This is a genomic window from Pedobacter sp. AC379, from assembly GCF_979258145.1.
Map to the genome: position 1 here is coordinate 2243363 of NZ_OZ409839.1, position 22509 is coordinate 2265871.

Annotated in this window: 25 protein-coding genes; 8 read left to right on the forward strand and 17 right to left on the reverse strand. The window is 36.9% G+C overall.

Annotated elements, in window-relative coordinates; genetic code table 11:
* Positions 1-50 precede the first annotated feature (50 nt).
* The 4 genes from miaA to ACZZZW_RS09940 form a co-directional block, all read right to left on the reverse strand.
* Complete coding sequence (gene miaA, locus ACZZZW_RS09925; RefSeq protein ID WP_463493121.1) at positions 51-986, reverse strand: tRNA (adenosine(37)-N6)-dimethylallyltransferase MiaA; 936 nt, start codon at positions 984-986, stop codon at positions 51-53.
* A 125-nt stretch (positions 987-1111) separates the two neighbouring features.
* A complete protein-coding gene (locus ACZZZW_RS09930; protein ID WP_463493122.1) occupies positions 1112-1762 on the reverse strand; it encodes an IS1096 element passenger TnpR family protein in 651 nt (216 codons plus the stop codon).
* Positions 1763-1858: 96 nt separating this feature from the next.
* Positions 1859-3313: a CCA tRNA nucleotidyltransferase gene (locus tag ACZZZW_RS09935; protein ID WP_463493123.1), complete on the reverse strand. Its 1455-nt coding sequence runs from the start codon at positions 3311-3313 to the stop codon at positions 1859-1861.
* Between the two features lie 88 nt (positions 3314-3401).
* Positions 3402-3968: an L-threonylcarbamoyladenylate synthase gene (locus ACZZZW_RS09940; protein WP_055914841.1), complete on the reverse strand. Its 567-nt coding sequence runs from the start codon at positions 3966-3968 to the stop codon at positions 3402-3404.
* Between the two features lie 94 nt (positions 3969-4062).
* Between ACZZZW_RS09940 and ACZZZW_RS09945 the strand changes: the two genes are divergently transcribed.
* Positions 4063-4836 carry a GLPGLI family protein gene (locus ACZZZW_RS09945; RefSeq protein WP_463493124.1) on the forward strand — a complete coding sequence of 258 codons (774 nt, stop codon included), beginning with the start codon at positions 4063-4065 and terminating at the stop codon, positions 4834-4836.
* A 164-nt stretch (positions 4837-5000) separates the two neighbouring features.
* On the forward strand, positions 5001-5555 hold the full coding sequence (locus tag ACZZZW_RS09950) for a DUF4136 domain-containing protein (RefSeq protein WP_463493125.1): 555 nt from the start codon (positions 5001-5003) through the stop codon (positions 5553-5555).
* 2 nt (positions 5556-5557) lie between these two features.
* On the opposite strand, the gene ACZZZW_RS09955 is transcribed toward ACZZZW_RS09950, so the two are convergent.
* A complete protein-coding gene (locus ACZZZW_RS09955; protein WP_463493126.1) occupies positions 5558-6757 on the reverse strand; it encodes a glycosyltransferase family 4 protein in 1200 nt (399 codons plus the stop codon).
* Between the two features lie 15 nt (positions 6758-6772).
* On the reverse strand, positions 6773-7591 hold the full coding sequence (locus tag ACZZZW_RS09960) for a 2,3,4,5-tetrahydropyridine-2,6-dicarboxylate N-succinyltransferase (protein WP_055914833.1): 819 nt from the start codon (positions 7589-7591) through the stop codon (positions 6773-6775).
* A 179-nt stretch (positions 7592-7770) separates the two neighbouring features.
* Here ACZZZW_RS09960 and ACZZZW_RS09965 point away from each other — a divergent pair, with 179 nt between their 5' ends.
* Positions 7771-8169 carry an RNA-binding S4 domain-containing protein gene (locus tag ACZZZW_RS09965; protein ID WP_055914829.1) on the forward strand — a complete coding sequence of 133 codons (399 nt, stop codon included), beginning with the start codon at positions 7771-7773 and terminating at the stop codon, positions 8167-8169.
* On the opposite strand, the gene ACZZZW_RS09970 is transcribed toward ACZZZW_RS09965, so the two are convergent.
* From ACZZZW_RS09970 to ACZZZW_RS09980, 3 genes are all read right to left on the reverse strand, one after another.
* Entirely contained in the window at positions 8170-8943 is a 774-nt protein-coding gene (locus ACZZZW_RS09970) for an EcsC family protein (protein WP_463493127.1), read from the reverse strand. It abuts the gene before it with no gap.
* A gap of 135 nt (positions 8944-9078) precedes the next feature.
* Positions 9079-9555 (reverse strand): nucleoside deaminase, encoded by a 477-nt coding sequence (locus tag ACZZZW_RS09975; protein WP_463493128.1) that lies wholly within the window; start codon positions 9553-9555, stop codon positions 9079-9081.
* Between the two features lie 81 nt (positions 9556-9636).
* Positions 9637-10233 carry an OmpH/Skp family outer membrane protein gene (locus ACZZZW_RS09980; protein ID WP_055914820.1) on the reverse strand — a complete coding sequence of 199 codons (597 nt, stop codon included), beginning with the start codon at positions 10231-10233 and terminating at the stop codon, positions 9637-9639.
* 836 nt (positions 10234-11069) lie between these two features.
* Between ACZZZW_RS09980 and gyrB the strand changes: the two genes are divergently transcribed.
* From gyrB to ACZZZW_RS09995, 3 genes are all read left to right on the forward strand, one after another.
* Positions 11070-13028 carry a DNA topoisomerase (ATP-hydrolyzing) subunit B gene (gene gyrB, locus ACZZZW_RS09985; protein WP_055914816.1) on the forward strand — a complete coding sequence of 653 codons (1959 nt, stop codon included), beginning with the start codon at positions 11070-11072 and terminating at the stop codon, positions 13026-13028.
* A 148-nt stretch (positions 13029-13176) separates the two neighbouring features.
* Complete coding sequence (locus tag ACZZZW_RS09990; RefSeq protein ID WP_463493129.1) at positions 13177-13515, forward strand: PadR family transcriptional regulator; 339 nt, start codon at positions 13177-13179, stop codon at positions 13513-13515.
* The gene (locus ACZZZW_RS09995; RefSeq protein ID WP_463493130.1) at positions 13516-14199 is read left to right on the forward strand and encodes a hypothetical protein; all 684 of its coding nucleotides are present in this window, start codon (positions 13516-13518) and stop codon (positions 14197-14199) included.
* A gap of 143 nt (positions 14200-14342) precedes the next feature.
* Here ACZZZW_RS09995 and ACZZZW_RS10000 read toward each other — a convergent pair whose 3' ends face one another.
* From ACZZZW_RS10000 to mdh, 8 genes are all read right to left on the reverse strand, one after another.
* On the reverse strand, positions 14343-15269 hold the full coding sequence (locus ACZZZW_RS10000; RefSeq protein ID WP_055914807.1) for a bestrophin family protein: 927 nt from the start codon (positions 15267-15269) through the stop codon (positions 14343-14345).
* 23 nt (positions 15270-15292) lie between these two features.
* Positions 15293-15790 (reverse strand): hypothetical protein, encoded by a 498-nt coding sequence (locus ACZZZW_RS10005; protein WP_463493131.1) that lies wholly within the window; start codon positions 15788-15790, stop codon positions 15293-15295.
* A 202-nt stretch (positions 15791-15992) separates the two neighbouring features.
* Complete coding sequence (locus ACZZZW_RS10010; protein ID WP_463493132.1) at positions 15993-17345, reverse strand: sensor histidine kinase; 1353 nt, start codon at positions 17343-17345, stop codon at positions 15993-15995.
* On the reverse strand, positions 17346-18023 hold the full coding sequence (locus ACZZZW_RS10015; RefSeq protein WP_055914798.1) for a response regulator transcription factor: 678 nt from the start codon (positions 18021-18023) through the stop codon (positions 17346-17348).
* Positions 18024-18751: 728 nt separating this feature from the next.
* Positions 18752-19285, reverse strand: coding sequence for an SRPBCC family protein (locus ACZZZW_RS10020; protein WP_463493133.1), 534 nt, complete (start codon positions 19283-19285; stop codon positions 18752-18754).
* A 64-nt stretch (positions 19286-19349) separates the two neighbouring features.
* Positions 19350-19745 (reverse strand): group III truncated hemoglobin, encoded by a 396-nt coding sequence (locus ACZZZW_RS10025; protein ID WP_463493134.1) that lies wholly within the window; start codon positions 19743-19745, stop codon positions 19350-19352.
* A gap of 5 nt (positions 19746-19750) precedes the next feature.
* Positions 19751-20176, reverse strand: coding sequence for an aspartyl protease family protein (locus ACZZZW_RS10030; protein WP_463493135.1), 426 nt, complete (start codon positions 20174-20176; stop codon positions 19751-19753).
* A 141-nt stretch (positions 20177-20317) separates the two neighbouring features.
* A complete protein-coding gene (gene mdh / locus ACZZZW_RS10035) occupies positions 20318-21256 on the reverse strand; it encodes a malate dehydrogenase (RefSeq protein ID WP_463493136.1) in 939 nt (312 codons plus the stop codon).
* A gap of 148 nt (positions 21257-21404) precedes the next feature.
* Between mdh and ACZZZW_RS10040 the strand changes: the two genes are divergently transcribed.
* Positions 21405-21635 (forward strand): hypothetical protein, encoded by a 231-nt coding sequence (locus ACZZZW_RS10040; RefSeq protein WP_463493137.1) that lies wholly within the window; start codon positions 21405-21407, stop codon positions 21633-21635.
* A gap of 194 nt (positions 21636-21829) precedes the next feature.
* Complete coding sequence (locus tag ACZZZW_RS10045; protein ID WP_463493138.1) at positions 21830-22279, forward strand: lipocalin family protein; 450 nt, start codon at positions 21830-21832, stop codon at positions 22277-22279.
* Positions 22280-22509: the final 230 nt, after the last annotated feature.

The following is a 22509-nucleotide window of genomic DNA, read 5'->3' on the forward strand; positions in this document are numbered from 1 at the left end:
ATCAATAAGATAACTTCTGAGTTGTGATCAAATTTTTGATGCAACCTCTTTTATTTGTCGCTCATTTGGTCTTCTATAAAATCAATAATTTGAGCACTTTCATCGGGCTCAAACCATTTAATTTCTTCATCCCTTCTAAACCAGGTAAGCTGGCGTTTTGCAAAGCGGCGGGTATTTTGTTTAATAGCAGTTATTGCTTCCTCTAGCGAGACTTTCCCATCAAAATAATCGAAAATTTCACTATATCCTACTGTATTTAAGGCATTATACTGTTTAAAAGGGGTTAAAGTGGCTACTTCTTCCAATAAACCATTTTCCACCATTTTATCTACCCGCTCATTAATTCTGTTGTACAAAACAGCTCTATCGGTATTTAACCCAATTTTGATAATATTGAATGGTCTTTCTTTTTTGGTGGCCGATAACATCGAAGAAAGTTTTTGCCCTGTAGATAAAAAAACTTCCAATCCGCGGATCATCCTTTGTGGATTTTGTTGATCTACTTTTGCAAAATATTCCGGATCTACTTTGGCCAATTGCTCCTGAATAACAGCTAAACCTTCATTTTCGAATTGATTGTTTAATTTTTCCCTAATGGATAAATCAATATCCGGCATTTCATCCAAACCATTAATAAGCGCATTGATGTATAGCCCTGAACCGCCAACCATTATAGCTGTATCATGGTGCTTAAAAATTTCATCAAGTATATTTAAAGCTTCCAATTCGAAATCGCCGGTGCTAAACAGTTGTTTTACCGAATGCGAATTGATAAAGTGATGCTTGGCTGCTGCTAGTTCTAATGCATCGGGTTTGGCCGTTCCAATTTCCATTTCTTTAAAAAACTGACGCGAATCTGCTGAGATAATTTCTGTATCTAAATGTTTAGCCAGTTTAATAGCTAAAGCTGTTTTTCCAATTGCGGTAGGTCCAACAACGGCTATTAGTGTTTTTGGCTTTTTAGTAGTTTGATCTGCAGTTAACATGATTTTTTTAAAAGAAAAAGTCAGATGTAAACACCTGACTTGATATAATTAAATTATAAATTAAGCACTATGAAGCTGAATTGAATCTTAAAGTGATCGGATCAGTAACATTTATTGCAGAAAAGTTAATAATCATCTTTATGGCTATCATCTTCGAAGTTGTCGCTATCAGAAAACTCATCGCCAAATTCGTCGCTTTCGCTTTCATCTTCTTCATCTCTTTCTTCCTCATTAATGCCCATATCACCCATTGCTTCGAGTTCGTCGGTATCTTCAGGAACAAAATTCATTTCATTTAAGAAATCAAATTCGCCTGCTACTGCACCAGCAGATGCGCCAGGATCGGTTATAGATGCATTGCTGCTTTCGAAAATTTTTGGTGCCTCACCACTGCTTTTGGCTAAAAATGGATATTCAATATTCGGGTCGGCATCTAAAATGATTTTTACAAGCTCGACATGAAAATCGTATGGACGGTCGAAATTATAGATATAGTAAAATTTTTGGTGCGGATCTTCAATAAAACCACTCAATTTAGAGTTTTCCATTAAAACTACACGATCTCTTTTACGTTCGCTCGGTAAATAAGCAATTTCATCACCCTTTAACCAGTTATCAGTGCTAACATAAAAAGATGAAGATTTTTCGGCATTATAACCCGTAGATCTGTGAATAGCCTTGTGCAGGTCTTCAAATGTTTGGTTTGATTTAATGTCGATCTCTCTCACAACATCATCAAAATCTTCAAAAGTAATTCTAAATTTATAAATAGCCATTATTGTATTTTGGAACCGTAAAATTAAAGTTAATTTATATTACCGCAAACATCAAATGCCACAAAGGCACCTTAATATAGCGTAGAGGCAATTAAATTATTTATTAACAGGATTTAATCCCATTTGTTTTGCCTGATTGAGCATAAAATTAAACGCTTCATCATAATCATTGGTAATGTCGCCTTCCAGTATGGCCTCCCTGATCGCATTTTTAATTAATCCAACTTCTTTGCCAGCATCTAAGCCAAAAGTCTCCATAATATCATTGCCCGAAATAGGAGGCTGCCAGTTGCGTATTTTGTCGCGTTCTTCAACATCTTTAAGCTTTTGTTTAACCAGCTCAAAGTTGTTTCTGTATTTCGTTTTTTTATACTCGTTTTTGGTAGTAACATCGGCGTTGCAAAGCAACATCAGGCTTTCAATCTCTTCGCCTGCATCAAAAAGCAACCGCCTCACGGCCGAATCTGTTACGGTTTCCTGTGCCAGAACAATTGGGCGTAAATGGAGCTGCACCAGTTTTTGTACATACTTCATTTTTTCATTTAAGGGAAGTTTCAGCTGCGCAAAAATCTTCGGAACCATTCTGGCTCCTCTATCTTCATGGCCGTGGAAGGTCCAGCCGTGGCCTTCTTCAAAACGTTTGGTTGCAGGTTTGGCAATATCGTGTAAAATTGCGGCCCAGCGCAACCACAAGTCATCGGTAGCTGCACAAATATTATCCAATACTTCTAAAGTATGGTAGAAATTATCTTTATGCCCTTTTCCTTTGATGATTTCGACACCATAAAGCTGCGCCATCTGAGGAAAAATGATATGCAGTAATCCAGTATCAAAAAGGTGTTTAAAACCGATCGAAGGTTTTTTTGAGAGAATGATTTTATTCATTTCATCGGTAATCCTTTCTTTTGATACGATATTAATGCGTTGTTTTTGAGTTTTTATCGCGTTAAGGGCGGCCGGATCAATATCAAAATGAAGCTGTGAAGCGAACCGGATGGCCCGCATCATGCGCAAAGGATCATCAGAAAACGTTATTTCAGGATCAAGGGGTGTACGGATCAGTTTATTTTCTAAATCTTTAAGTCCGTTAAACGGATCCAACAATTCGCCAAAATGATTGGTATTTAAATTAATTGCCAGTGCATTGATGGTAAAATCCCTGCGGAGTTGGTCGTCTGCCAGGGTACCGTCTTCAACAATCGGTTTGCGCGAATCTGAACGATAAGACTCTTTCCTGGCCCCTACAAATTCGACCTCCAGATCCTGATATTTGATATTAGCCGTACCGAAATTTTTAAAAACGGCAACTTTTGTGTTCAATTTCCGGCCAACTGCTTCTGCATATGCTATCCCACTGCCCACAACAACAACATCAATATCTTTCGAAGGGCGATCTAAAAATAAATCACGAACAAATCCTCCAATTACGTAAGCTTCGATATTGTGCTTATCGGCTATAGTGGATAAGGTTTTGAATATGGGATTTTGGAGGTGCAAGCCCAAATCCTTTGAAGGGTACTTGCTGCTTCCTTCGTTCAAATCAGACTGCATATATAAGGGTAATTCATTTGTTCAAAATTAAGAAAAACATTTGGTGGATCAAGAAAACACAAGTTCGATACCCACAGCGGATTGGAACTTACTTTCTGATAAATTCAAATTGTCCGCTTGGAGAAAGTTTCATAATGGTTGAAGGTTTTCTGCTGGTCCGGTTTTCCTGTTCAAAATCTACCACATAATCTACAGCTTCAATAATTTCAGGATCTATATCATCAAAAAATTTCGGTGAGGGTTGCCCGCTTAAATTTGCCGAAGTAGAAACAATTGGTTTTCTAAAACGCTGAATTAATGGTGTACAGAAATCATGTTTAACAATTCGAATTCCTACGCTGCCGTCGGCATTAATTACGTTTTCGGCCAGGTTTTTTGCACCAGAAAAAATAATGGTTAAAGGATTTTCTGCATATTCTATCAAATCATATGCTACATCAGGAATTTCTGCAACGTAGCTTTGCAATTTGCTGTCTACATCAAGTAAAACAATCAAACTTTTTTCTGCCGGACGGTTTTTGATCTTCAATAATTTATCCACCGCTTCAGCATTGCTGGCATCGCAGCCGAGGCCCCAAATGGTATCTGTTGGATAAAGGATAACCCCACCTGATTTTAGTACCTCAAAAGCTTTATTAATCTCATCTCTTAGCATTTTGCAAAGGTAATTTTTAAAAAGGAAGTTAAATAATGTTAATGTTTGCTTTTTAAATTAAACAGTCCATATTTTTATGCAAACGCTAAACAATATGAAGAAATTATTCCTTCTCGCTGTACTTATCAGTTTATCTCCATTGCTTGTTGCCCAGAAAAGGATCATCTTTCATTATCGAAACAATATAAATGTGAGCGGAAGAACAAGTGACATAAAATTGGAACAGTATTACCTGAATGGCAGGTCGTTAGAGCTGTCAATACCAAATGAGGAATTAAAATTAAAGGAGGATACAACGTACAACGGAATCAGGAGGATCACCAGCGTTAAGATCGTACTGAATGACAATGATAAACGGATACCTTTCGTATTGAAATCGCCTGATATTTCTGGCCTTATCTATGCAGAAAGGATATGGCCAAAGGCGACCTATTTAGTAGTGGATACATTAAACAATTTCCATTGGAAAATCTCTCCCGAAACGAAGGAAATTAATGGCGAAACTTGCACCAAAGCCGAAACCGATTTTAGAGGACGTAAATATGTGGCATGGTTTAAAAAGGATAATTTAATGAAAATTGGGCCATGGAAATTTGGAGGTTTACCGGGTATTATATTTGAAGTGAGTGATATAGACAATATATATCGTTATAGTTTGGAAAATATAGAATATGTTGATCAGTTTCCTGTAGAATTACAAATGCCAAAGGCTTACAACGATGATGAAATGATCAGTCATGGAACATTTATTTTAAAGTGGAAAGCAAATAAAAAGGATTTAGAAAAGGATAATGATGTGGTTAATTATTCTCTAACCGGATCGAGTAACATTAAACATACAGTTGCACCAATTAAAGAATTATATTGATTTTGTAAAATATTTATTTATAGACAGATAGCGTCAAAACATAATCAATTGCTAGCTGTTTAAGATATAACAATCTGAGTGTAAAAATTACAAACGATTTTCCTTTTTAAATGCCAAAATCGCTATATTTATATCAGGTTATTTTAAAAGAAACAATGCACAAAATGAGAACAGCACAAAAATTATTAATGCTTTTTACAGTGGTATTGGCATTAGCAGGATGTACAACACTCCGCACCGCATCAGATTATGATAAAAATGTTGATTTAGGCGGTTATAAAACTTACAATTTTTACGATAAAGGCATTGCTCGCGTAAAGCTCAATAATTTGGATAAACGCAGATTAATGGCTGCGGTAGAATCTGAAATGAATGCCAAAGGATTTACCAAATCAGATCGTCCAGATTTGTTGGTGAATCTCGTGGTTGTGGCAAGAGAAAAAACTGATGTTTATGGTCCGGCTTACTACGGTGGTTGGGGCTGGGGCTGGGGTGGCTGGCGAGGAGGCTGGGGCGGTTGGGGTTCCAACTATGTTAACCAGTATATCGAAGGCACAATTATTATCGATTTCTTAGATCCGGCTAAAAAGATTTTATTCTGGCACGGACAGGGATCAGGCTTTAACCTTGATAACTTCAATAAAAGAGAACAACGTTTGTATACAGGTGTTAAAGAAATTTTGGCACAATACCCACCAAGCGTTACCGCTGCAAAATAAGGCTATTGCAAAAGATTTAAATAGCAATTCATTAATTGCTGAGTAACTACAGGGCTGTTGAATTTTTGAACAAATTCCAGCCCTTTTTCTTTCATTTCTTTTTGAAGTTCAGAATCGTTCAAAATTTTATTGATGGCAGTTGCCAACGCTTCAGAATCATTCGGTGATACGTATAAGCTATTTGGTCCGCCAGCTTCTTCTAAACAAGATCCTGTTGCTGCAACCACCGGAATACCCGAGTACAATGCTTCAATAATAGGGATGCCAAAACCCTCATAAAATGATGGGTAAACAAAAACATTGGCCATTTGATAAATTCCTGGTAAATCGGCAAATGGAATATTCTTTAAAAATAGAATTCGGTTTTTTAATCCAAGTTTTTCTATTTCCTGTTCAACAGTTTTAAAATAAGTGGTTTGTTTACCTATAACCACTAATTTATAGGCTTCATCTACCTCTTTTAATGCCTGTACAGCCAATTTTAGGTTTTTCCGTTCTTCAATGGTGCCAACATTTAAAATGTATTTTTCTGGTAATTGATAAGTGGCCCTAATTCTGCTTAAAGTTTCCTTTGGTAGTGAAATTTTAAAATTATCATCGCAACTTTGGTAAATTACCTCTATTTTTTCAGGATTAATGCCGTAATATTCTACAATATCTTCCTTGGTTTTTTCGCTGATCGCGATAATTTTATTGGCTCTTTTACAGGCTGATTTACTTTTCCACTCGTATAATTTTCTGTCGATAAATTTATAATATTGAGGGAAACGCAGAAAGATCAGATCGTGGATGGTTACGACCGATTTAATCCTGGTGTGTTGTATGGCTAGGGGGATCTCATGACTTAAGCCATGGAAAATCTGGCAGCCATCCTGATTTATATCTTTAAGGATATTTAAAGTTCTCCATAAAAAAGGTCCGTTTTTAGGAAGTTTTAGTTCGATGTTTTCTTTTTCAAGAAAGGCATCAATCTGGTTGGCCTGTTTTACTTTTGGCGTATAAATGAGGTATTGATGTTGAGGAAATTGATGCGCAAGGTGCTCAATTAATGATCGGCTGTAATTTCCCAATCCTGTTAAGTTATTGGCGGCACGCTTGCCATCGAATCCAATTTTAAGCGAAAAGGTTAAAGCCGAAAGACCAAAGCTTGATTGATCAAGTTCGTTACTTTCGGCTTTTTGAGTTTCACTTTCAGCTTTCACCTTTGTGCTTTCAGCTTAAACTGCTACATTATTTTCTCTTAACGCATCGTTAAGTGATGTTTTCTTATCTGTACTTTCTTTACGTTTACCAATAATTAAAGCACAAGGTACCTGATATTCTCCGGCAGGGAATTTTTTAGTATAACTTCCTGGAATTACTACCGAACGTGCCGGAACAACTCCTTTATATTCTACTGGTGTAGGGCCGGTAACATCAATAATTTTAGTTGATGCGGTTAGTACCACATTTGCACCTAAAACAACTTCTTTTTCAAGTTTAACACCTTCCACAACAATCGCTCTAGAACCTAAGAAACAATCATCTTCGATAATTACCGGAGCAGCTTGTACAGGCTCTAAAACACCACCAATACCCACACCACCACTTAAGTGAACGCGTTTACCAATTTGTGCACAAGACCCTACTGTTGCCCATGTATCAACCATGGTACCTTCATCAACATAAGCACCAATGTTTACATATGATGGCATCATGATTACACCTTTGGCTAAAAACGAACCGTAACGCGCACTTGCCATAGGCACAACACGTACACCGGTTGCTTTATAGTCGGTTTTTAAATCCATTTTATCGTGGTAAACGAAAGGACCACTTTTAATTTCTTTCATCTCACGAATCGGGAAATACAAAATTACTGCTTTCTTTACCCATTCATTAATGCCCCAAGAGTTTAAAACTGGTTCAGCAACACGGATTTCACCTTTATCAAGGCCCATAACAACGGCTTCAATGGCTTCACAATAATTACTGTATTTTAAAAGGGTTCTATCCTCCCAAGCGGCTTCAATTAATTTCTTTAAATCTGAATACATGATGTTTTTAAATTTTACGCAAAATAAATCAATTTTTGCTTATTAAATGGTTAATTGTTTAAATTGTTTTCCCAGAAGGTTAATTGGTTAACCGTTTAAAATGATTCACTGTACATCATGCACTGAAATAGCAATTAACCAGTTTAAACAATTAACCTAATTATGTATTTTTGAACTTTATGACAGAGACAGAAAAACTTAGGATCGATAAATATTTATGGGCGATAAGGTTATTTAAAACCCGTAGCCTTGCAACGGATGCCTGTAAAGCAGGAAGAGTGAAGTTGAAGGGGCAGAATATTAAACCTTCTGCAATTGTAAAAGTTGGCGATGTTTACCAGGTATCGAAAGGAATTGAAAAGAAAATTATCGAAGTAGTAGAACTTTCTTACAACAGAACCGATTCGCCAACTGCTTTAACGAAATACAAAGATTTAACTCCGGTTGAAGAAACACATGCTTTTAAATCGATGTTCCATTCGCCTAGTTTAAAACGCGATAGGGGGACGGGCAGGCCCACTAAAAAAGATAGAAGGGAGACTGACGATTTAATCGGGGGAATGTTTGAAGAGGAATAATTATTGCTCAGTTTTTAGTTTACGGTTTTCAGTTTCCTGCGAGCTGATTACGGCGTACTGTAGACTAAAATAACGCATCCGATAACTCATCATCGCTGTTTTTCCCAGTTTTTCGATCAATTTATAATTTGCTATTGCGCCTACTGCTGCTCCAACGAATGGAAGCATCTGTGCAAGTTTTGCCAAATCGATATAATCGCGGTATTGCTGCTGAAAGGTTAGCCAGTCAAATTCATCAATATTGGTTGGTAGTTGGTGGGCTTTATCATCCCAACTCTGCATTTTAATAAAAATATTTTTACTTTCTTCTTTACTTGAAAATGCCAGCTGAAAAATGTGCAAAATATATAAACGTTCGCGGTAGTCTTTCACATCGTATCCGTAAACTGCGGCAATATCAAAAAGCATTTTCATTTTTATACCCAGCAGTAAAGGAAAATCGGCCAGGCTCATTAAAAAACCACCAGCTCCTGTAATTCCACCTTCCGCGGCACCAGTTTTTTTATACGTGTCTATTTTTTGTTTTACCAGGGCTTCCCGGTGCATCAGGGTTAAATTGGTAATGGGTTTCGAAGTTGTAAATGTAGAACCAAAAAGCACTGCCTTAACCATTTGTTTTATTGCAGTTGTAATTGCATTATGCACCTGATCGGGGATATAACTGTTAATTTTCTTCTGAACTTTATCAGTTACTTTGCTCATAAGAGAAGGTTTTTGTAAAGTTTTAAATTTCCAAAAATCCAATTCGCTCGTTATCTTCTGTTCATAGGTCATAACATTTCCCTGCAATAACTATTCCTTAAAACTTCATTAATAATAGAAAGTATTAAAACGGTAATTTACTATTGACCAAGTTTTTATGTTGGCACATTCGTAATTTGTGGTAAGCATTGGCAAATAATCTTTTATCTAATATTCTACCCGCATTGGCGAAGTTTCCCATAATTTAAAAGCAGCTAAGGCTTCATCTCGCATGAGCTGTATTACCGGCAAACTTCTGTTTTCCATTTTTTTATCTAACTCCTCGTAAATAAATTTATCGCTAAAGCCAATGTTTTCTGCATCTGCTTTAGTATTTGCATAATAGATTGTATCAATTTTTGCCCAATAAATAGCGCCCAGGCACATTGGGCAGGGTTCGCAACTGGTATAAATTACACAACCGCTTAAATCGAAAGTATTCAGTTCGGTACAGGCCAGTCTTATTGCTGAAACTTCGGCATGCGCTGTTGGGTCGTTTGTTAAGGTTACCTTATTTGCTGATTTCGCAATCAGTTTGCCGTTTTTTACCACAACTGCACCAAAAGGCCCACCTATGCTTTCACTAACATTTTGTACTGATAAGTCAATTGCCATTTGCATAAATTCCTGATCTTTTTTCTCCATCTTACCTGGTGTTTTTATAAATTATAACACAAAAAAAATGCCCCGATTTATTCGGAGCATCATTTTTTAATATCTTATTGCTTACTTTTTGGTGTATTCGGCGTTTAAACCTTTAATTACATCCGAAGTAACATCTAAACTTTCATCAGCAAATAAAATTGTACTTCCTTTTGTGTATGAAAGCACCATTTTATATCCTTTTTCTTTGGCGTATGTTTTTAAGTAACCAGCAACTTTATCGTAAAGTTTTTCGGTTTCTACAGCTTGTTCGTTTTGTAATGCACCGCCAGCATTTTGTTGGTAGGTTTGTAATTCTTGTTGTTTACGAGCCAAACGCTCTTCAGTACTTTTGCGTTGGTCTGCAGCTAAAGTTGATGCAGATTGTTGGTATTGAGCAACCTCCCTTTGAAAAGCCTGACCTTTTGCCTGCATATCTGCTTGTGCATTTTTAGTTTTGCCCTCAAATTTTATTTTTAAGTCTTTGTAGTATTCGTATTTGTTCAATAAAGAGTCTTGGTTTACAAATACAATTTTCTCGCTTGCAGAAACTGCTGCAGTTGCGCTATCTGTTTTTTTAATTTCAGTAGTTTTAGTGTCTTTGTTTTGGCATGCAGAAAAAGCGGTAATTAAAGTTGCTGTTGCAAATAAACCAAAGGTTTTGAAGGTTCTTTTTTCCATTATTGTTTAATAAATTTTAACAAACTTATATAAATTAGTTTTGATATGCAATTTAAAGCCAATCGCATAAATAACTAAGGTTGCAAAACTTGATGGCTTTTTTTTCAGTTCCGCTTAATTCATTTCGTTTTTTTTTTGAAAATCAGGCCCTGCATTTCATTTTAAAGTTACACCCGCTGTCCGCTTTACTTTGTGCCCGCTGCCATCGGGTTTAGGTGGCAAGGCCAGTGATGCTATCTGGGGTTGCAGGGCGGAAATAGCAAATCTCAGAATACCAAACGTTCCGATGGAACGTAAAAAAACATTCTGTTTTTTTTTCTACCCATGAGTCGTTCCTACGGAACGGTTTGCGCTGTGGAAATTAGTCCTTGGCGTCCCAGCGGGACGATTGGTGGGTAGCCAATTGTATAATTGGCGTTACGTTCCGTAGGAACGATTGGTGAATGCTGATGAGAAATCCTTTCATTTGTGTAGGTTGTGGCCATCTAAACCCGATTGAAATGGAAAGCTCCCGATTTTTCATCGGGACTTGTAATAAAAAGCGGGACTCACACCCGTTTGAAACGCTGAATTTGCTTTTCAAACAACCTTAATAATTTCTAACGATCAGCGTAATTTTTTAAGCAACATCCAAACACCCAATAAAAGGTAAGCTAAGGACTGTTTACAACTTTTGATTTGCTTTTTAAAACCCTTTTAAATAACCTTAACCTACTTTATGCCTAATGCTTTAGTGTAGAGAGATTAACTCTTTTTCACACCCTAAAACTTATCCACATATTGGGTTAAATGGCAAAATTTGCGTATTTTTGATACTTATTGTTTTTAATTAAAATATGAGCGAAGAACAGGATTTAAAGTCAAATTATTCGGCAGATAATATACAGGTTTTAGAAGGTTTAGAAGCGGTGCGTAAGCGCCCTTCAATGTATATAGGTGATACTGGTGTTAAAGGTTTACACCATTTGGTTTACGAGGTTGTAGATAACTCAATTGATGAGGCTTTGGCCGGTCACGCAGATACGATCGATGTTAGAATTTTAGAAGGCAACTCCATCAGGGTTGAAGATAATGGTCGTGGTATTCCAACCGGTATCAATACAAAAGAAAATAAATCGGCATTAGAGATCGTAATGACGGTTTTGCACGCAGGTGGTAAATTTGATAAAGATACTTACAAGGTTTCCGGCGGTTTACACGGTGTGGGGGTAAGTTGCGTTAACGCCTTATCTACGCATTTGAAAGCTGAAGTTCACCGCGAAGGTAAAATTTGGGTACAGGAATATAATATCGGTAAGCCTTTATACGATGTTAAAGAAGTTGGAAAAACCGATAAACGTGGTACAATTGTAACTTTTAGCCCGGATGCAACTATTTTTACGCAAACAACCGAGTACAAATATGATACATTGGCTGGCCGTTTGCGCGAGCTTGCTTTCCTGAACAAAGGAATTACCCTTACCTTAACAGATGAGCGTGAAGTTTTAGAAGACGGTAAATTTTTATCAGAAGTTTTCCATTCTGATGGTGGATTGAAAGAATTTGTTGCCTTTTTAGATGGTACAAGAGCTTCATTCTTGCCTGAACCAATTTATATCGACGGCATTAAAAATGGTGTTCCGGTTGAGCTGGCTTTTCAATACAACGACAGTTATTCAGAAAATGTTCACTCTTATGTAAATAACATTAATACCCACGAAGGTGGTACACACATAGCAGGTTTCCGCAGGGGTTTAACGCGTACCTTAAAAAGTTATGCTGATAAATCTGGTTTGTTGAAAAACCTTAAAATGGAAATTACAGGTGATGACTTTAGAGAAGGTTTAACTGCGGTAGTTTCTGTAAAAGTTCAGGAGCCTCAATTTGAAGGACAGACCAAAACCAAACTTGGTAACAGTGAGGTAATGGGTGCGGTAGATGTAGCTGTGGGCGAGGCATTAGGTGCTTATTTGGAAGAAAATCCAAAAGAAGCTAAAATGATCGTTAACAAGGTAATTTTAGCTGCAACGGCACGTGCTGCGGCACGTAAGGCACGCGAAATGGTGCAACGTAAAAGTGTAATGGGCGGTTCAGGCTTGCCGGGTAAACTTGCCGATTGCTCTGATAGTGATCCCGAAAAATGCGAAATTTACCTGGTAGAGGGTGATTCTGCGGGTGGTACCGCTAAACAAGGTCGCGATAGAAATATTCAAGCTATTTTACCTTTAAAAGGTAAAATTCTGAATGTTGAAAAAGCGATGGAGCACAAAATTTACGAAAACGACGAGATTAAAAATATGTTTACGGCAATCGGTGTGAGTATCGGTACGCCTGAAGATGATAAAGCATTAAACTTAACCAAACTGCGTTACCACAAAATCGTAATCATGACGGATGCGGATATTGATGGTTCTCACATTACCACCCTGATTTTAACTTTCTTTTACCGTTATATGAGGGCTTTAATTGAAGCGGGTTATGTTTATATCGCTTCGCCACCTCTATACCAGGTTAAAAAAGGTAAAGATTTCGAATACTGCTGGAATGATGTACAACGCGATGCTGCTGTACAACGCATAAAAGGTAATGGTAAAGAAGATAGCGTACACATTCAACGTTACAAAGGTTTGGGTGAGATGAACGCAGAACAGCTTTGGGATACTACTTTAAATCCGGCTACACGTACTTTATTACAGGCTACTATTGAAAGTGCTGCAGAATGCGATCATACTTTCTCTATGTTAATGGGCGATGAAGTTGCTCCACGTAGGGAGTTTATTGAGCGTAATGCAAAATATGCAAAAATTGATGCTTAATTAAGCGTAAACGTCAGGACAGGAGCTAAAGCTAATATACAACCCTCTTCAAATTGAAGAGGGTTTTTTGTTGCCCTGGAATTTAAGTTAATGTATAAAAATTATATACATAGTTTTCTTATGTATATAAATATATTTACATTTGTTCATGGCTGTAAATAACGAATTGTTTAAAGGTACTTTACAAACTATTATTTTGAATTTATTATCTGAAAATGAAAGGATGTACGGATATGAAATTACGCAAAAGGTGAAAGCTATAACTCAAGGCGAATTATTGCTGAAAGAAGGTGCTTTATATCCTGCTTTGCATAAGTTGGAGGCTGATGGATTATTAGATACTGCCACAGAGGTAGTAGGCAACCGTGTGCGTAAATACTATTCACTATCAAAAAGCGGAGAAAAAGAAGTGGTGAATAAACTTCAGGAAGCAAAAGACTTTATAGCACATTTACAAGTATTATTAAACTTAAAATCTTCTTTTTAAATGAATCTCAATCTAGAACAATTGCACCAAATTAAAGACCTTATAGTTAAGAGGGGTTTTCTAGAGGTAGATATACAGATGGAAATTTTAGATCATATCGCCTCATCAGTTGAAGAAAAAATGATTGAGAACCCAGCCCTTAATTTTGATGCTGCGGTAAACGAAACAATTCAATCATTTGGTGTCATGGGACTTAGTGCCTTTGCCGATGGCTTAACCAATTCAATTCGTGCTAAATACAGCCGTTTGTTTTGGAGATTTTTTTTCTCGGCTTTTGGATATAAATATGTGTTACTGCTTTGTTTTTCAATTTTTGGAATTTACAAAATGCAAGGCTTACTTACGGCAAATGTTTTTTATATATTTTTAGTTGCTGGTCTGCTCTGTGTGTTTGGAATTTCTGTGTTTTCTACTATTAAACCTGCGCTTTATAAAAAGTTTGCGTCTTTTAAATCTGGAACTTCTTTTCTTCCTCTATTAGGCGGTACTATACTATTGACTAATTTTGCCATGAACATTGTACCAGTCGGATACACGATTTTTGCAATTAATGTACAGCAATTAGTTGTGTCACTTTCTATCGTTTTATTTATACTCTATTTTAATGCTGCAATTAGAACAGCTAAGATCAGTATAAGGGAAACTAAGTCCTTGATTGAGAAATATAGACTTTTATATAATTAATTTAAAAAACAAAAGCCATTCGCAACCGAATGGCTTTTTGTCACTATAAACTTTCTAAAAGGGTTTGCTCCATCCAGAGCCAACACATTCTTGATTAACTAACCATCTCGAACAATGAGATTGATTTTTCGGCTTCGATTATCTTACAAAATATAGTAGGATCCAACAGGAGCCAGTTCGGTTTGGGGTTTGTCCTCATAAATTTTATTATCGTCTAACATTTGGCAAAGATCGCGTTCAATCGTTCTGCAGATTGTTGTAGTTGGGGTATCTGTAGGTTTGTTTTCGAAAGGATCCTGTAAATGTACAGCCATTTTTTCTACCAATAAAAAGAATGCCGCAATGGCTACCACTAACGGAACTTCCATATAACCAAAGTATTCAATCAAACCAAAAGGCAACAATACAATGAATAAATGGATCGACATATTGATATACTTGCTATAGGTTACAGGGAAAACGGTATTCTTGATTCTTTCCGATCCACCCATGTGGTTACATAAACCTGTTATTGTTTTATCAATCTCTATCTGTTGGTATTTATTAATCCAGCCTTCCTGTAAAGCCTTTTTTAAATCCATGGCATGCAATTCCAGAATAGAGGCGGTTACATTTTTACGTTTTTTAATGAAAGCAATTTCTTCAGTTGAAATGTACTCTTCCAAACCTTTACGTGGATTAAAACCCCTTAAAGATTGGCTCAAAGCGTAACACCAGGCAATTTGTCTTTTAATAAACCTTGCCTTAAACTCCTCTATTTCTTCTAAACCATAAGGGTTTTCTACGAACGACAATATTTGGCGGGAGATGGTTCTCGAATCGTTAACTATGGCGCCCCAAAGAATCCTTGCCTCCCACCATCTATCGTATGCCTGGTTTGATCGAAATGCGAGTAAAAGTGAAATGATTGTTCCGAGTAATGCAGGTACTGCAACAGGTATGGAGATCCGTGTAACATGGAAATTTTCATATAACACCACAATTCCTATGGAGTAACCTATTACAAACAGGAGTTCTTTTTTGATCTTTCCGAATATATAAGTGAGCGGAATATTATTTCGTAACAGCATGATAGTATTATTAAATGAGATGATTAAACGTTTGCTTTCTGAAGTTTTGCTTCGTGTATTTTTGTATCAATTAAGTTTTCGCTGGCGTGTACAGTTAAGGTATTCAATTGAATCACTTCGCAGCCAGCACGTTCAGTTAAAATTTTAGGGTCGATGCTATATTTGTTGATCGGTGTAAAATTGTATTCTTTTAAATAAGCAATACATTCTACATCAAAAGCTTCGATAAAATTTTTAAAGGCTGCTACCGTACTGCCGTAAAAATATTCTATACAGATGGCATTAATTTGAGGGGCGTATTTGGCCTTAACCTGGCTTAGCTGTTGATAAAATTCGTCGCTAACGTTTTCGTAATCACGGCTGCGGCGACTTAACATTAACATATCGGTAATGGAATCTGATAATTTAAACGCATGCACAAAAATGATATTTAGTGTTTCATTTTTTTGGTGTTGAACAAGCGTATCAATAATTTTAATACTCTCTAGTTTAAAATCGGTAGGAATTAATACTGTTTTCATGGCATATCTTGTTTAAATGAATTGAAACATTATTTATACAAGTTTAGCGCGATGTTATTACAGCCGAATAAGAACAAGATTAGAATGAGATTAGAGTGTACTCTTTTTTGGAATGTTGCTGAAATTTCCTAGCCGTTTAAATCAGTTAATTGTATCGTGCAATCGTCCGAAATACAGTTAACCATGTTAAATCTTTCATCAATTAACCTTTTGCAGGTAATAAAACTTTAATTTCAGTGCCAATTCCTTCCTGCGATTTAATGGCAATGCTACCTCTGTGCAAGCGGATGATGTTTAAAGAAAGGGGCAAACCCACACCATAACCTTTAAAGTCGTTGGTATTTGATGCGCGGTAAAAAGGTTCAAAAATATGTTGTATATCGGTTTGTGGAATTCCGATGCCACGATCGGTTACCGCGATTGAAAGCATATTGGCATTGCCCTCAATGCTGATGCTTACCAGATTTTCATTTGAATATTTGCAGGCGTTACTTACAATGTTGCTGATGGCAAGTTTAATCAGGTTTTTATTTATCTTTAGTGAAAGCAGTTCATCATCATCGGGGAGTTTGCTAAAATCAATCTCAATTTTACTGTTTGGATGAACCTGATTAACCGATTCTTTAATTTCCCAAAGCAATTCATCCATGCGGACTTCTTCCCAAGGTTGATTTTTTCCGTTGAAACCCGATTGCGCCAAGCCCAGTAAGCTGGTTAAAATATGCTCCAACCTTTCGGCTTCATCTTTAATTTTAGCTAAGGCTTTCTCTTGTTTAGTTGTATCATCGATGGTTTTAAGGGCCAGCTCAACTTCGCCGCTGATAATGGTTAAAGGTGTTCTCAGCTCATGAGAGGCATTGCTGATAAAATTATTCTGTGTTTCGAAAGCCGTTTCCAGCCGGTTAAGCATGTTGTTAAAGGTTTGGGCCAATTGCGACATTTCATCATTTCCATTTTTAACATCAAGCCTTAAATGCAAATTTTCTGCTTTGATCTTTTTAACGCTTTTAATGATGTTTCTTAAAGGCATCAGCATGTAATTCGAAAACTTCCAGCCCACTACGAATGATAAAATAACGGAAAGGAAAAAACCGATAATAAGGATCCGCTGGAGATCTTTTAACTCCCTGAAACCAAAAGGATCATTTGCAGAAACAATAACGATGTATCCTGAATTGTGATTTCTAAAATATTTTCCGGCATAAAAGTGATTTTCTACCCGGTAGCGGGCCATATAACCTGCCTTAATGCGGTTGTAAAAGCTGGCAGGCAATTCGCGGTCAACCTTTTCAGGAGCTTTGCCCGCTTCTACAATAAATTCTCTTTCGGAAGGTAAGCGCTCCAGGTATTGGTTGCGCATTTTTGCATACACCTTATTGTTTCCATCTTCGTACAATTTTATCTGTGCGGCAATGTTAACCCGCGCTTCCAGGCGTTTGTAAAAATCTTCAAAAGCAAAGTCGTTAGAAAAATACCATACAAAACCACTTAGCAGAGAGATAATAATTGCCGATAAAATGGCAAAAAGTAAAGTGATTTTCTTGGCTATCTCCATTTATTTTTCTTTTAATATATATCCCAAACCTACCGCTGTATGGATGAGTTTCTGATCGGAATTTTTATCTATTTTTTTGCGGAGATAGTTTACATACACATCAACCACATTGGTGCCGAGGTTAAAATCGATATCCCATACGTTTTCTAAGATATCTATTCTCGATAAAATTTTGGATTTATTTTTCGACATATACTCCAGCAGGCGGTATTCGGTTGCAGTGAGTACAATCTCCTGTTGATCCCGTTTAACTGTTTTCGCACTTAAGTTAATCTGCAGATCGGCTATGGTGATAATCTGATCTTGTGAAACTGCGCCATGGTACCTCCTCAATAACATCCTGATCCGTGCAAAAAGTTCAGCAAATTTAAAAGGTTTGATCAGGTAATCATCCGCACCATTATCCAAACCATTTACCACATTTTCGGTAGTGCCTAAAGCGGTAAGCATAATAACGGGGGTATTCGGTTTTTTTTCTTTAATAATTTTGCACAATTCTAATCCATTTATTCCAGGCAGCATAATATCGAGGATAATCAGGTCGAACTGATTATCTAAGGCCATCTGTTTTCCAATAGCGCCATCGGGAGCAATACTTACTGTAAAACCCTCTTCGGTTAGTCCCCTCGAAATTACAGATACCACACTCGGTTCGTCTTCTACAAGTAATAAATTCATTTGTTAGCAAGTAATCTAAAAAATAGGGAATTACAAAATCTTAATTGCGGTAAGTTGATATTTAATGGTTTTTTAACGCAAAGCCGACACAATTGTTTGGAATAGGGGTATTGACCTTCTCCTGTGGAATGCAAGGGATTGGAGTGATTTTTCGGACAAGTTATAAAATGCAATTTCAAAGATTTCTCCACTGCGGTCGAAATGACGGCGGTATTAGAATGACCACGGTATTTAATAAATTTATTTCATTTTTCCGTGCCTCCGTGGCAATTCTCTTAATTCTCTATTAAAAGCAAATGTTAGAAAGATTGCTTCGTCGGCCGAAAAAGCCTTCTCGCAATGACGATACTGTGGGAGAGGACTATTTCTTTTATTGTTATTTCGACTGGAATGCAAAAGAATGGAGATATCATAGGGAAATGAAGTTAAGATGCAATTTGAAAAGATTTCTCCACTGCGGTCGAAATGACGACGCGACTAAAAAGCACGGTTTTTAAAGATTTTTTCACTGCGGTCGAAATGACGGTACGACTAAAAAGGACAATATTAAAAGATTTCTACAATGCGGTTAAAATGACGGCGCGACTAAAAAGGACGATATTAAAAGATTTCTACAATGCGGTCGAAATGACGACGGTATTAGGAATGGCGACGGTATTTAATAAATTTATTTCATTTTTCCGTGTCTCCGTGGCAATCTCTACGCGCTACCTTAAATTACAAAACAATTAAACACCTTTTTCTGATTTTTCTTTTAGTGATTTTAATCCGTCTTCAAAATCTTTGCCGATCATTTTGTCCATAAATAGGCCAAACCATTTATTTATTATTCCTTTGCTTTCTCCGCTCATGGTCCAGATTACTTTATTTCCATTGGCTTCTTTTGTGATATCGAATCGGGTATCGGCTACACTTTCCATTGGTTTAATGAATTTCAATTCCATATCTACCATTTTATTGACATCAACTTTATTGATTTTCATTTGTCCGTTGCCACTTTTTTCTCCGTTCCACTGGTAAAGGTGACCAGGAGTTGCAATAGTGCCTGTAATGGTTACTTTCGCTTGTGGATCCATTTTAGACCATACATTCCATTTGTAAAATTCATTGTAATCTGCGATGTTTTTGTAAATCACACTATCAGCAGCATTGATCACCGTAGATCTGCTCACAATATAACTTTTTGGTAAGAGGAAGCTGCCTCCAATAATAATTATTGCCAGTACGACAATAATCGCTAATAAGATTTTGAGAAATTTCATGATTCAATTTAGTTTGGTTAACTAAATTTAATAATAAAGCAGTGTAAATCAAAGAGAAACTGCTTTAAACAATTCTAATTTTCGGTGGGGCCGAATTAATCTTATAATGCATTAAATCGGCAATAGATTGTGCTTTTTGTTTAATCAACTCAGCATTCGGGCCGGTAAATAACTCATCTACGGTATTATAAAAGAGGTTTTTCCAGGTGTCGAATGCTTCGGTTTGCAAGGGAGTTTTTTCGTTCAGTGCAAAATGGGTAAGCATGGGGTTGCCTTTGTAAGTTGCCATACCGAAAAGAATACTTTCCCAAAAATCGTACATTTTAGGCAGGTGATGTTCCCAGTTTACTTTAGCAACATCGGTAAATATTGGGCCTATAACTTTATTAAGCGAAACATTCTCGTAAAAAGTATCCACTAAAAGAATAATATCATTCCTGTCGCTGATGTCCTTTTTCATTGCCTTTATTTATAAAGTCTTAAAATCATTTTATCATAATTTATAACGGCTTTATACTGCATTAAAATATCTCCACCGATAATACTTATAATAGGGGGGTGGCCAAATTGCTGGTAAGTTTCGCTAACCGATTGGAGATCGAAAGCAACTGTTTCGTAGTTTTTGATCTTTAAAGAACCAATTTTTAGTTCGGGGATGGTAGCCTGAATGGTGGTTGTGGTGGTAAAAAGAGTTGCAGCATTAATCTCATCTGATACCTGTAATGTTTCGGAGAGATGTTTTTCGATTAATGATTTATCGAATACGCTTCTTGATGCACCGGTATCTAGAACAGCAAAATGTTTTTCTTTAAAAACGATAACTTCCAGTAAAAGGTGGTAACCATCATCTTGTAAATTTATAAGCTTTAAGGGAATTGAAATTGATTTCATTATTTTGTTGATGTCTAAGCCCTTTCTTTTATACTTAGGGTAACAAGTATTTAAGTGCAAAAGAAATAGCCACGGAAGCACGGAACACACGGATAACAATCTATTCCGTGCTTCTGCGTCCGTGGCGAAAAATAAACCGTATTAAACCAGTTTCATTTCTGCCAGTACGCTATTCATGTTTCTTACGGCATCAGCACTTTTATTAAAGGCTGCCTGTTCATCATCGGTTAATTTAAAATCGATAATTTTTTCCCAACCGTTACGGCCAATAATTACAGGTACACCTAGGCAAATATCTTCCTGGCCGTATTCTCCTTCGAGTGAAACGCAACAGGTAAACAGTTTTTTCTCGTCGCGTAAAATGGCTTCAACCAATGCGGCACCTGCGGCACCAGGCGCATACCAGGCAGATGTACCGATTAATCCGGTTAGCGTAGCACCACCAACCATGGTATCGGATGCAACTTTATCGAGTGTTTCTTTATCTAATAAATTACTAACGGGTAAACTTTGGTAAGTAGCCAAACGGGTTAAAGGAATCATGGTGGTATCGCCATGCCCACCGATTACGAAACCCTGTAAATCATTGGGATTGCAATTTAAAGCCTGAGATAAATAGAATTTAAAACGCGAGCTATCAAGTGTTCCACCCATGCCGATTAAGCGGTTTTTAGGTAATCCGAGCGATTTCAGGGCGAGGTAAGTCATGGTATCCATCGGGTTACTGATTACGATGAAAATGGCTTCCGGGGAGAATTTTAAAATATTTTCGGCAACACCTTTTACAATGCCGGCATTAATGCCAATCAGCTCTTCCCTGGTCATTCCAGGTTTGCGTGGCAAGCCAGAAGTGATTACAACAACATCAGAACCAGCTGTTTTGCTGTAATCGCCGGTAACACCGGTAATCTTTGTGTCGAAACCCAATAAGGTTGCGGTTTGCATCATGTCGATGGCTTTACCTTCGGCAAAGCCCTCTTTAATATCTAACAGAACAAGCTCGTTTGCCAATTCTTTGCGGGCAATATTATCTGCACAAGTGGCACCAACTGCGCCTGCGCCAACAACCGTTACTTTCATATATTTTATTTTAATGGTTTGCTATCGTTAAATATTAATCGAAGGTAGAAATAAATATAAGGTTTAAAAATCCTTTTCTGAAAACTTTATCGTCATGCATTTTGATGCTTTGTTAATGCATCTATTAAGATTGTATCCAAGGCAATCGATGCTGAAACTTAAGAAATCGATACTGAAGCGTTTGCAATTGATACTGGATGGGGCACAATCGATACTGAAGCTTACACAATCGATGCTGAAGCTTACGCAATCGATACTGAAGCTTACGCAATTGATAGTGAAGCTTACGCAAACGATGCTGAAACTTACGCAATTGATACTGAAGCTTACGCAAACGATGCTGAAACTTACGAAGTCGATAGTGAAGCGTTTGCAATAGATTCAGCAAGGGTGCAATTGATACTGGTAAGGAAGAAATCGATACTGGTAAGGAAAGAAATCGATGCTGGAAGGCTGGAGATAAAATTTTCCGTGTTTCAGTGGCTAAATCATTTAATAAAACAGATAGGTGCCGAAATAGCAATTTAATTAAAACCTTATTCCGTAATTGAAGTTATTCAATAAACTAAATCCATGGAAAACAAGCCCATTTCAGAAATCGATTATAAAGCCTTTGAAGGTAAATGGTATTCTTTATACTCAATCCCTACTTTAATGGATAAACATTGGAAGCAAACTACCGAAACCTATACTTTGGCTGATGATGATCATTTCGATGTGTATACTACTTACCATAAGGAGGGAAAGCCTGAAGAAAAATCGATCACTTCGAAACTGTTTTTTGATACAGAAAAAACCGATGGCGATATGAAAGCCCAGTTTTTATGGCCATTTAAAATTGGTTACTGGATTATCGAACTGGCCGACGATTATAGTTATGTTGTGGTAGGTCACCCAGACGAGAAATACCTGTTTATTATGGCCAGAGAGCCTAAAATGGAAGCCGATTTGTTGGTACATATCATCGAAAGATGCAGACTGAAAGGGTATGAGGTTAGCGAACTGGTGAGCCAGGAGCATTAAATTGCCTCAATGTAGCGGTATATTTAAGATTGCGCTTATTCAAGTCTCGGAAATATAAGTTTTTAATACTTTTGCTTGTCGATGTACTTGTTAAAATAAAATACATCGTCCTCGTTTGTAACGAGGACGTACGAATAAAGCGATTTCATCGCTCTTAAACTGATTATTTTCGCATTACAAATGCGTACTTCAATAATCCTCGTTACAAAAGAGGATTATTAAACTAAGCG

Coding starts and splice junctions, on each gene's coding strand:
- ACZZZW_RS09980 (WP_055914820.1), bottom strand. CDS start 10,233: ATGGAAAAAAGAACCTTCAAAACCTTTGGTTTATTTGCAACAGCAACT.
- mdh (WP_463493136.1), bottom strand. CDS start 21,256: ATGAAAGTAACGGTTGTTGGCGCAGGCGCAGTTGGTGCCACTTGTGCA.
- ACZZZW_RS10020 (WP_463493133.1), bottom strand. CDS start 19,285: ATGAAATTTCTCAAAATCTTATTAGCGATTATTGTCGTACTGGCAATA.
- ACZZZW_RS09970 (WP_463493127.1), bottom strand. CDS start 8,943: ATGACCTATGAACAGAAGATAACGAGCGAATTGGATTTTTGGAAATTT.
- ACZZZW_RS10005 (WP_463493131.1), bottom strand. CDS start 15,790: ATGAAAACAGTATTAATTCCTACCGATTTTAAACTAGAGAGTATTAAA.
- ACZZZW_RS10025 (WP_463493134.1), bottom strand. CDS start 19,745: ATGAAAAAGGACATCAGCGACAGGAATGATATTATTCTTTTAGTGGAT.
- ACZZZW_RS09945 (WP_463493124.1), top strand. CDS start 4,063: ATGAAGAAATTATTCCTTCTCGCTGTACTTATCAGTTTATCTCCATTG.
- ACZZZW_RS09995 (WP_463493130.1), top strand. CDS start 13,516: ATGAATCTCAATCTAGAACAATTGCACCAAATTAAAGACCTTATAGTT.
- ACZZZW_RS10015 (WP_055914798.1), bottom strand. CDS start 18,023: ATGAATTTATTACTTGTAGAAGACGAACCGAGTGTGGTATCTGTAATT.
- ACZZZW_RS09975 (WP_463493128.1), bottom strand. CDS start 9,555: ATGGAGAAAAAAGATCAGGAATTTATGCAAATGGCAATTGACTTATCA.
- ACZZZW_RS09965 (WP_055914829.1), top strand. CDS start 7,771: ATGACAGAGACAGAAAAACTTAGGATCGATAAATATTTATGGGCGATA.
- ACZZZW_RS09935 (WP_463493123.1), bottom strand. CDS start 3,313: ATGCAGTCTGATTTGAACGAAGGAAGCAGCAAGTACCCTTCAAAGGAT.
- ACZZZW_RS09940 (WP_055914841.1), bottom strand. CDS start 3,968: ATGCTAAGAGATGAGATTAATAAAGCTTTTGAGGTACTAAAATCAGGT.
- ACZZZW_RS09950 (WP_463493125.1), top strand. CDS start 5,001: ATGAGAACAGCACAAAAATTATTAATGCTTTTTACAGTGGTATTGGCA.
- ACZZZW_RS10010 (WP_463493132.1), bottom strand. CDS start 17,345: ATGGAGATAGCCAAGAAAATCACTTTACTTTTTGCCATTTTATCGGCA.
- gyrB (WP_055914816.1), top strand. CDS start 11,070: ATGAGCGAAGAACAGGATTTAAAGTCAAATTATTCGGCAGATAATATA.
- miaA (WP_463493121.1), bottom strand. CDS start 986: ATGTTAACTGCAGATCAAACTACTAAAAAGCCAAAAACACTAATAGCC.
- ACZZZW_RS10030 (WP_463493135.1), bottom strand. CDS start 20,176: ATGAAATCAATTTCAATTCCCTTAAAGCTTATAAATTTACAAGATGAT.
- ACZZZW_RS10045 (WP_463493138.1), top strand. CDS start 21,830: ATGGAAAACAAGCCCATTTCAGAAATCGATTATAAAGCCTTTGAAGGT.
- ACZZZW_RS09990 (WP_463493129.1), top strand. CDS start 13,177: ATGGCTGTAAATAACGAATTGTTTAAAGGTACTTTACAAACTATTATT.
- ACZZZW_RS09960 (WP_055914833.1), bottom strand. CDS start 7,591: ATGTATTCAGATTTAAAGAAATTAATTGAAGCCGCTTGGGAGGATAGA.
- ACZZZW_RS10000 (WP_055914807.1), bottom strand. CDS start 15,269: ATGCTGTTACGAAATAATATTCCGCTCACTTATATATTCGGAAAGATC.
- ACZZZW_RS10040 (WP_463493137.1), top strand. CDS start 21,405: ATGCTGAAACTTAAGAAATCGATACTGAAGCGTTTGCAATTGATACTG.
- ACZZZW_RS09930 (WP_463493122.1), bottom strand. CDS start 1,762: ATGGCTATTTATAAATTTAGAATTACTTTTGAAGATTTTGATGATGTT.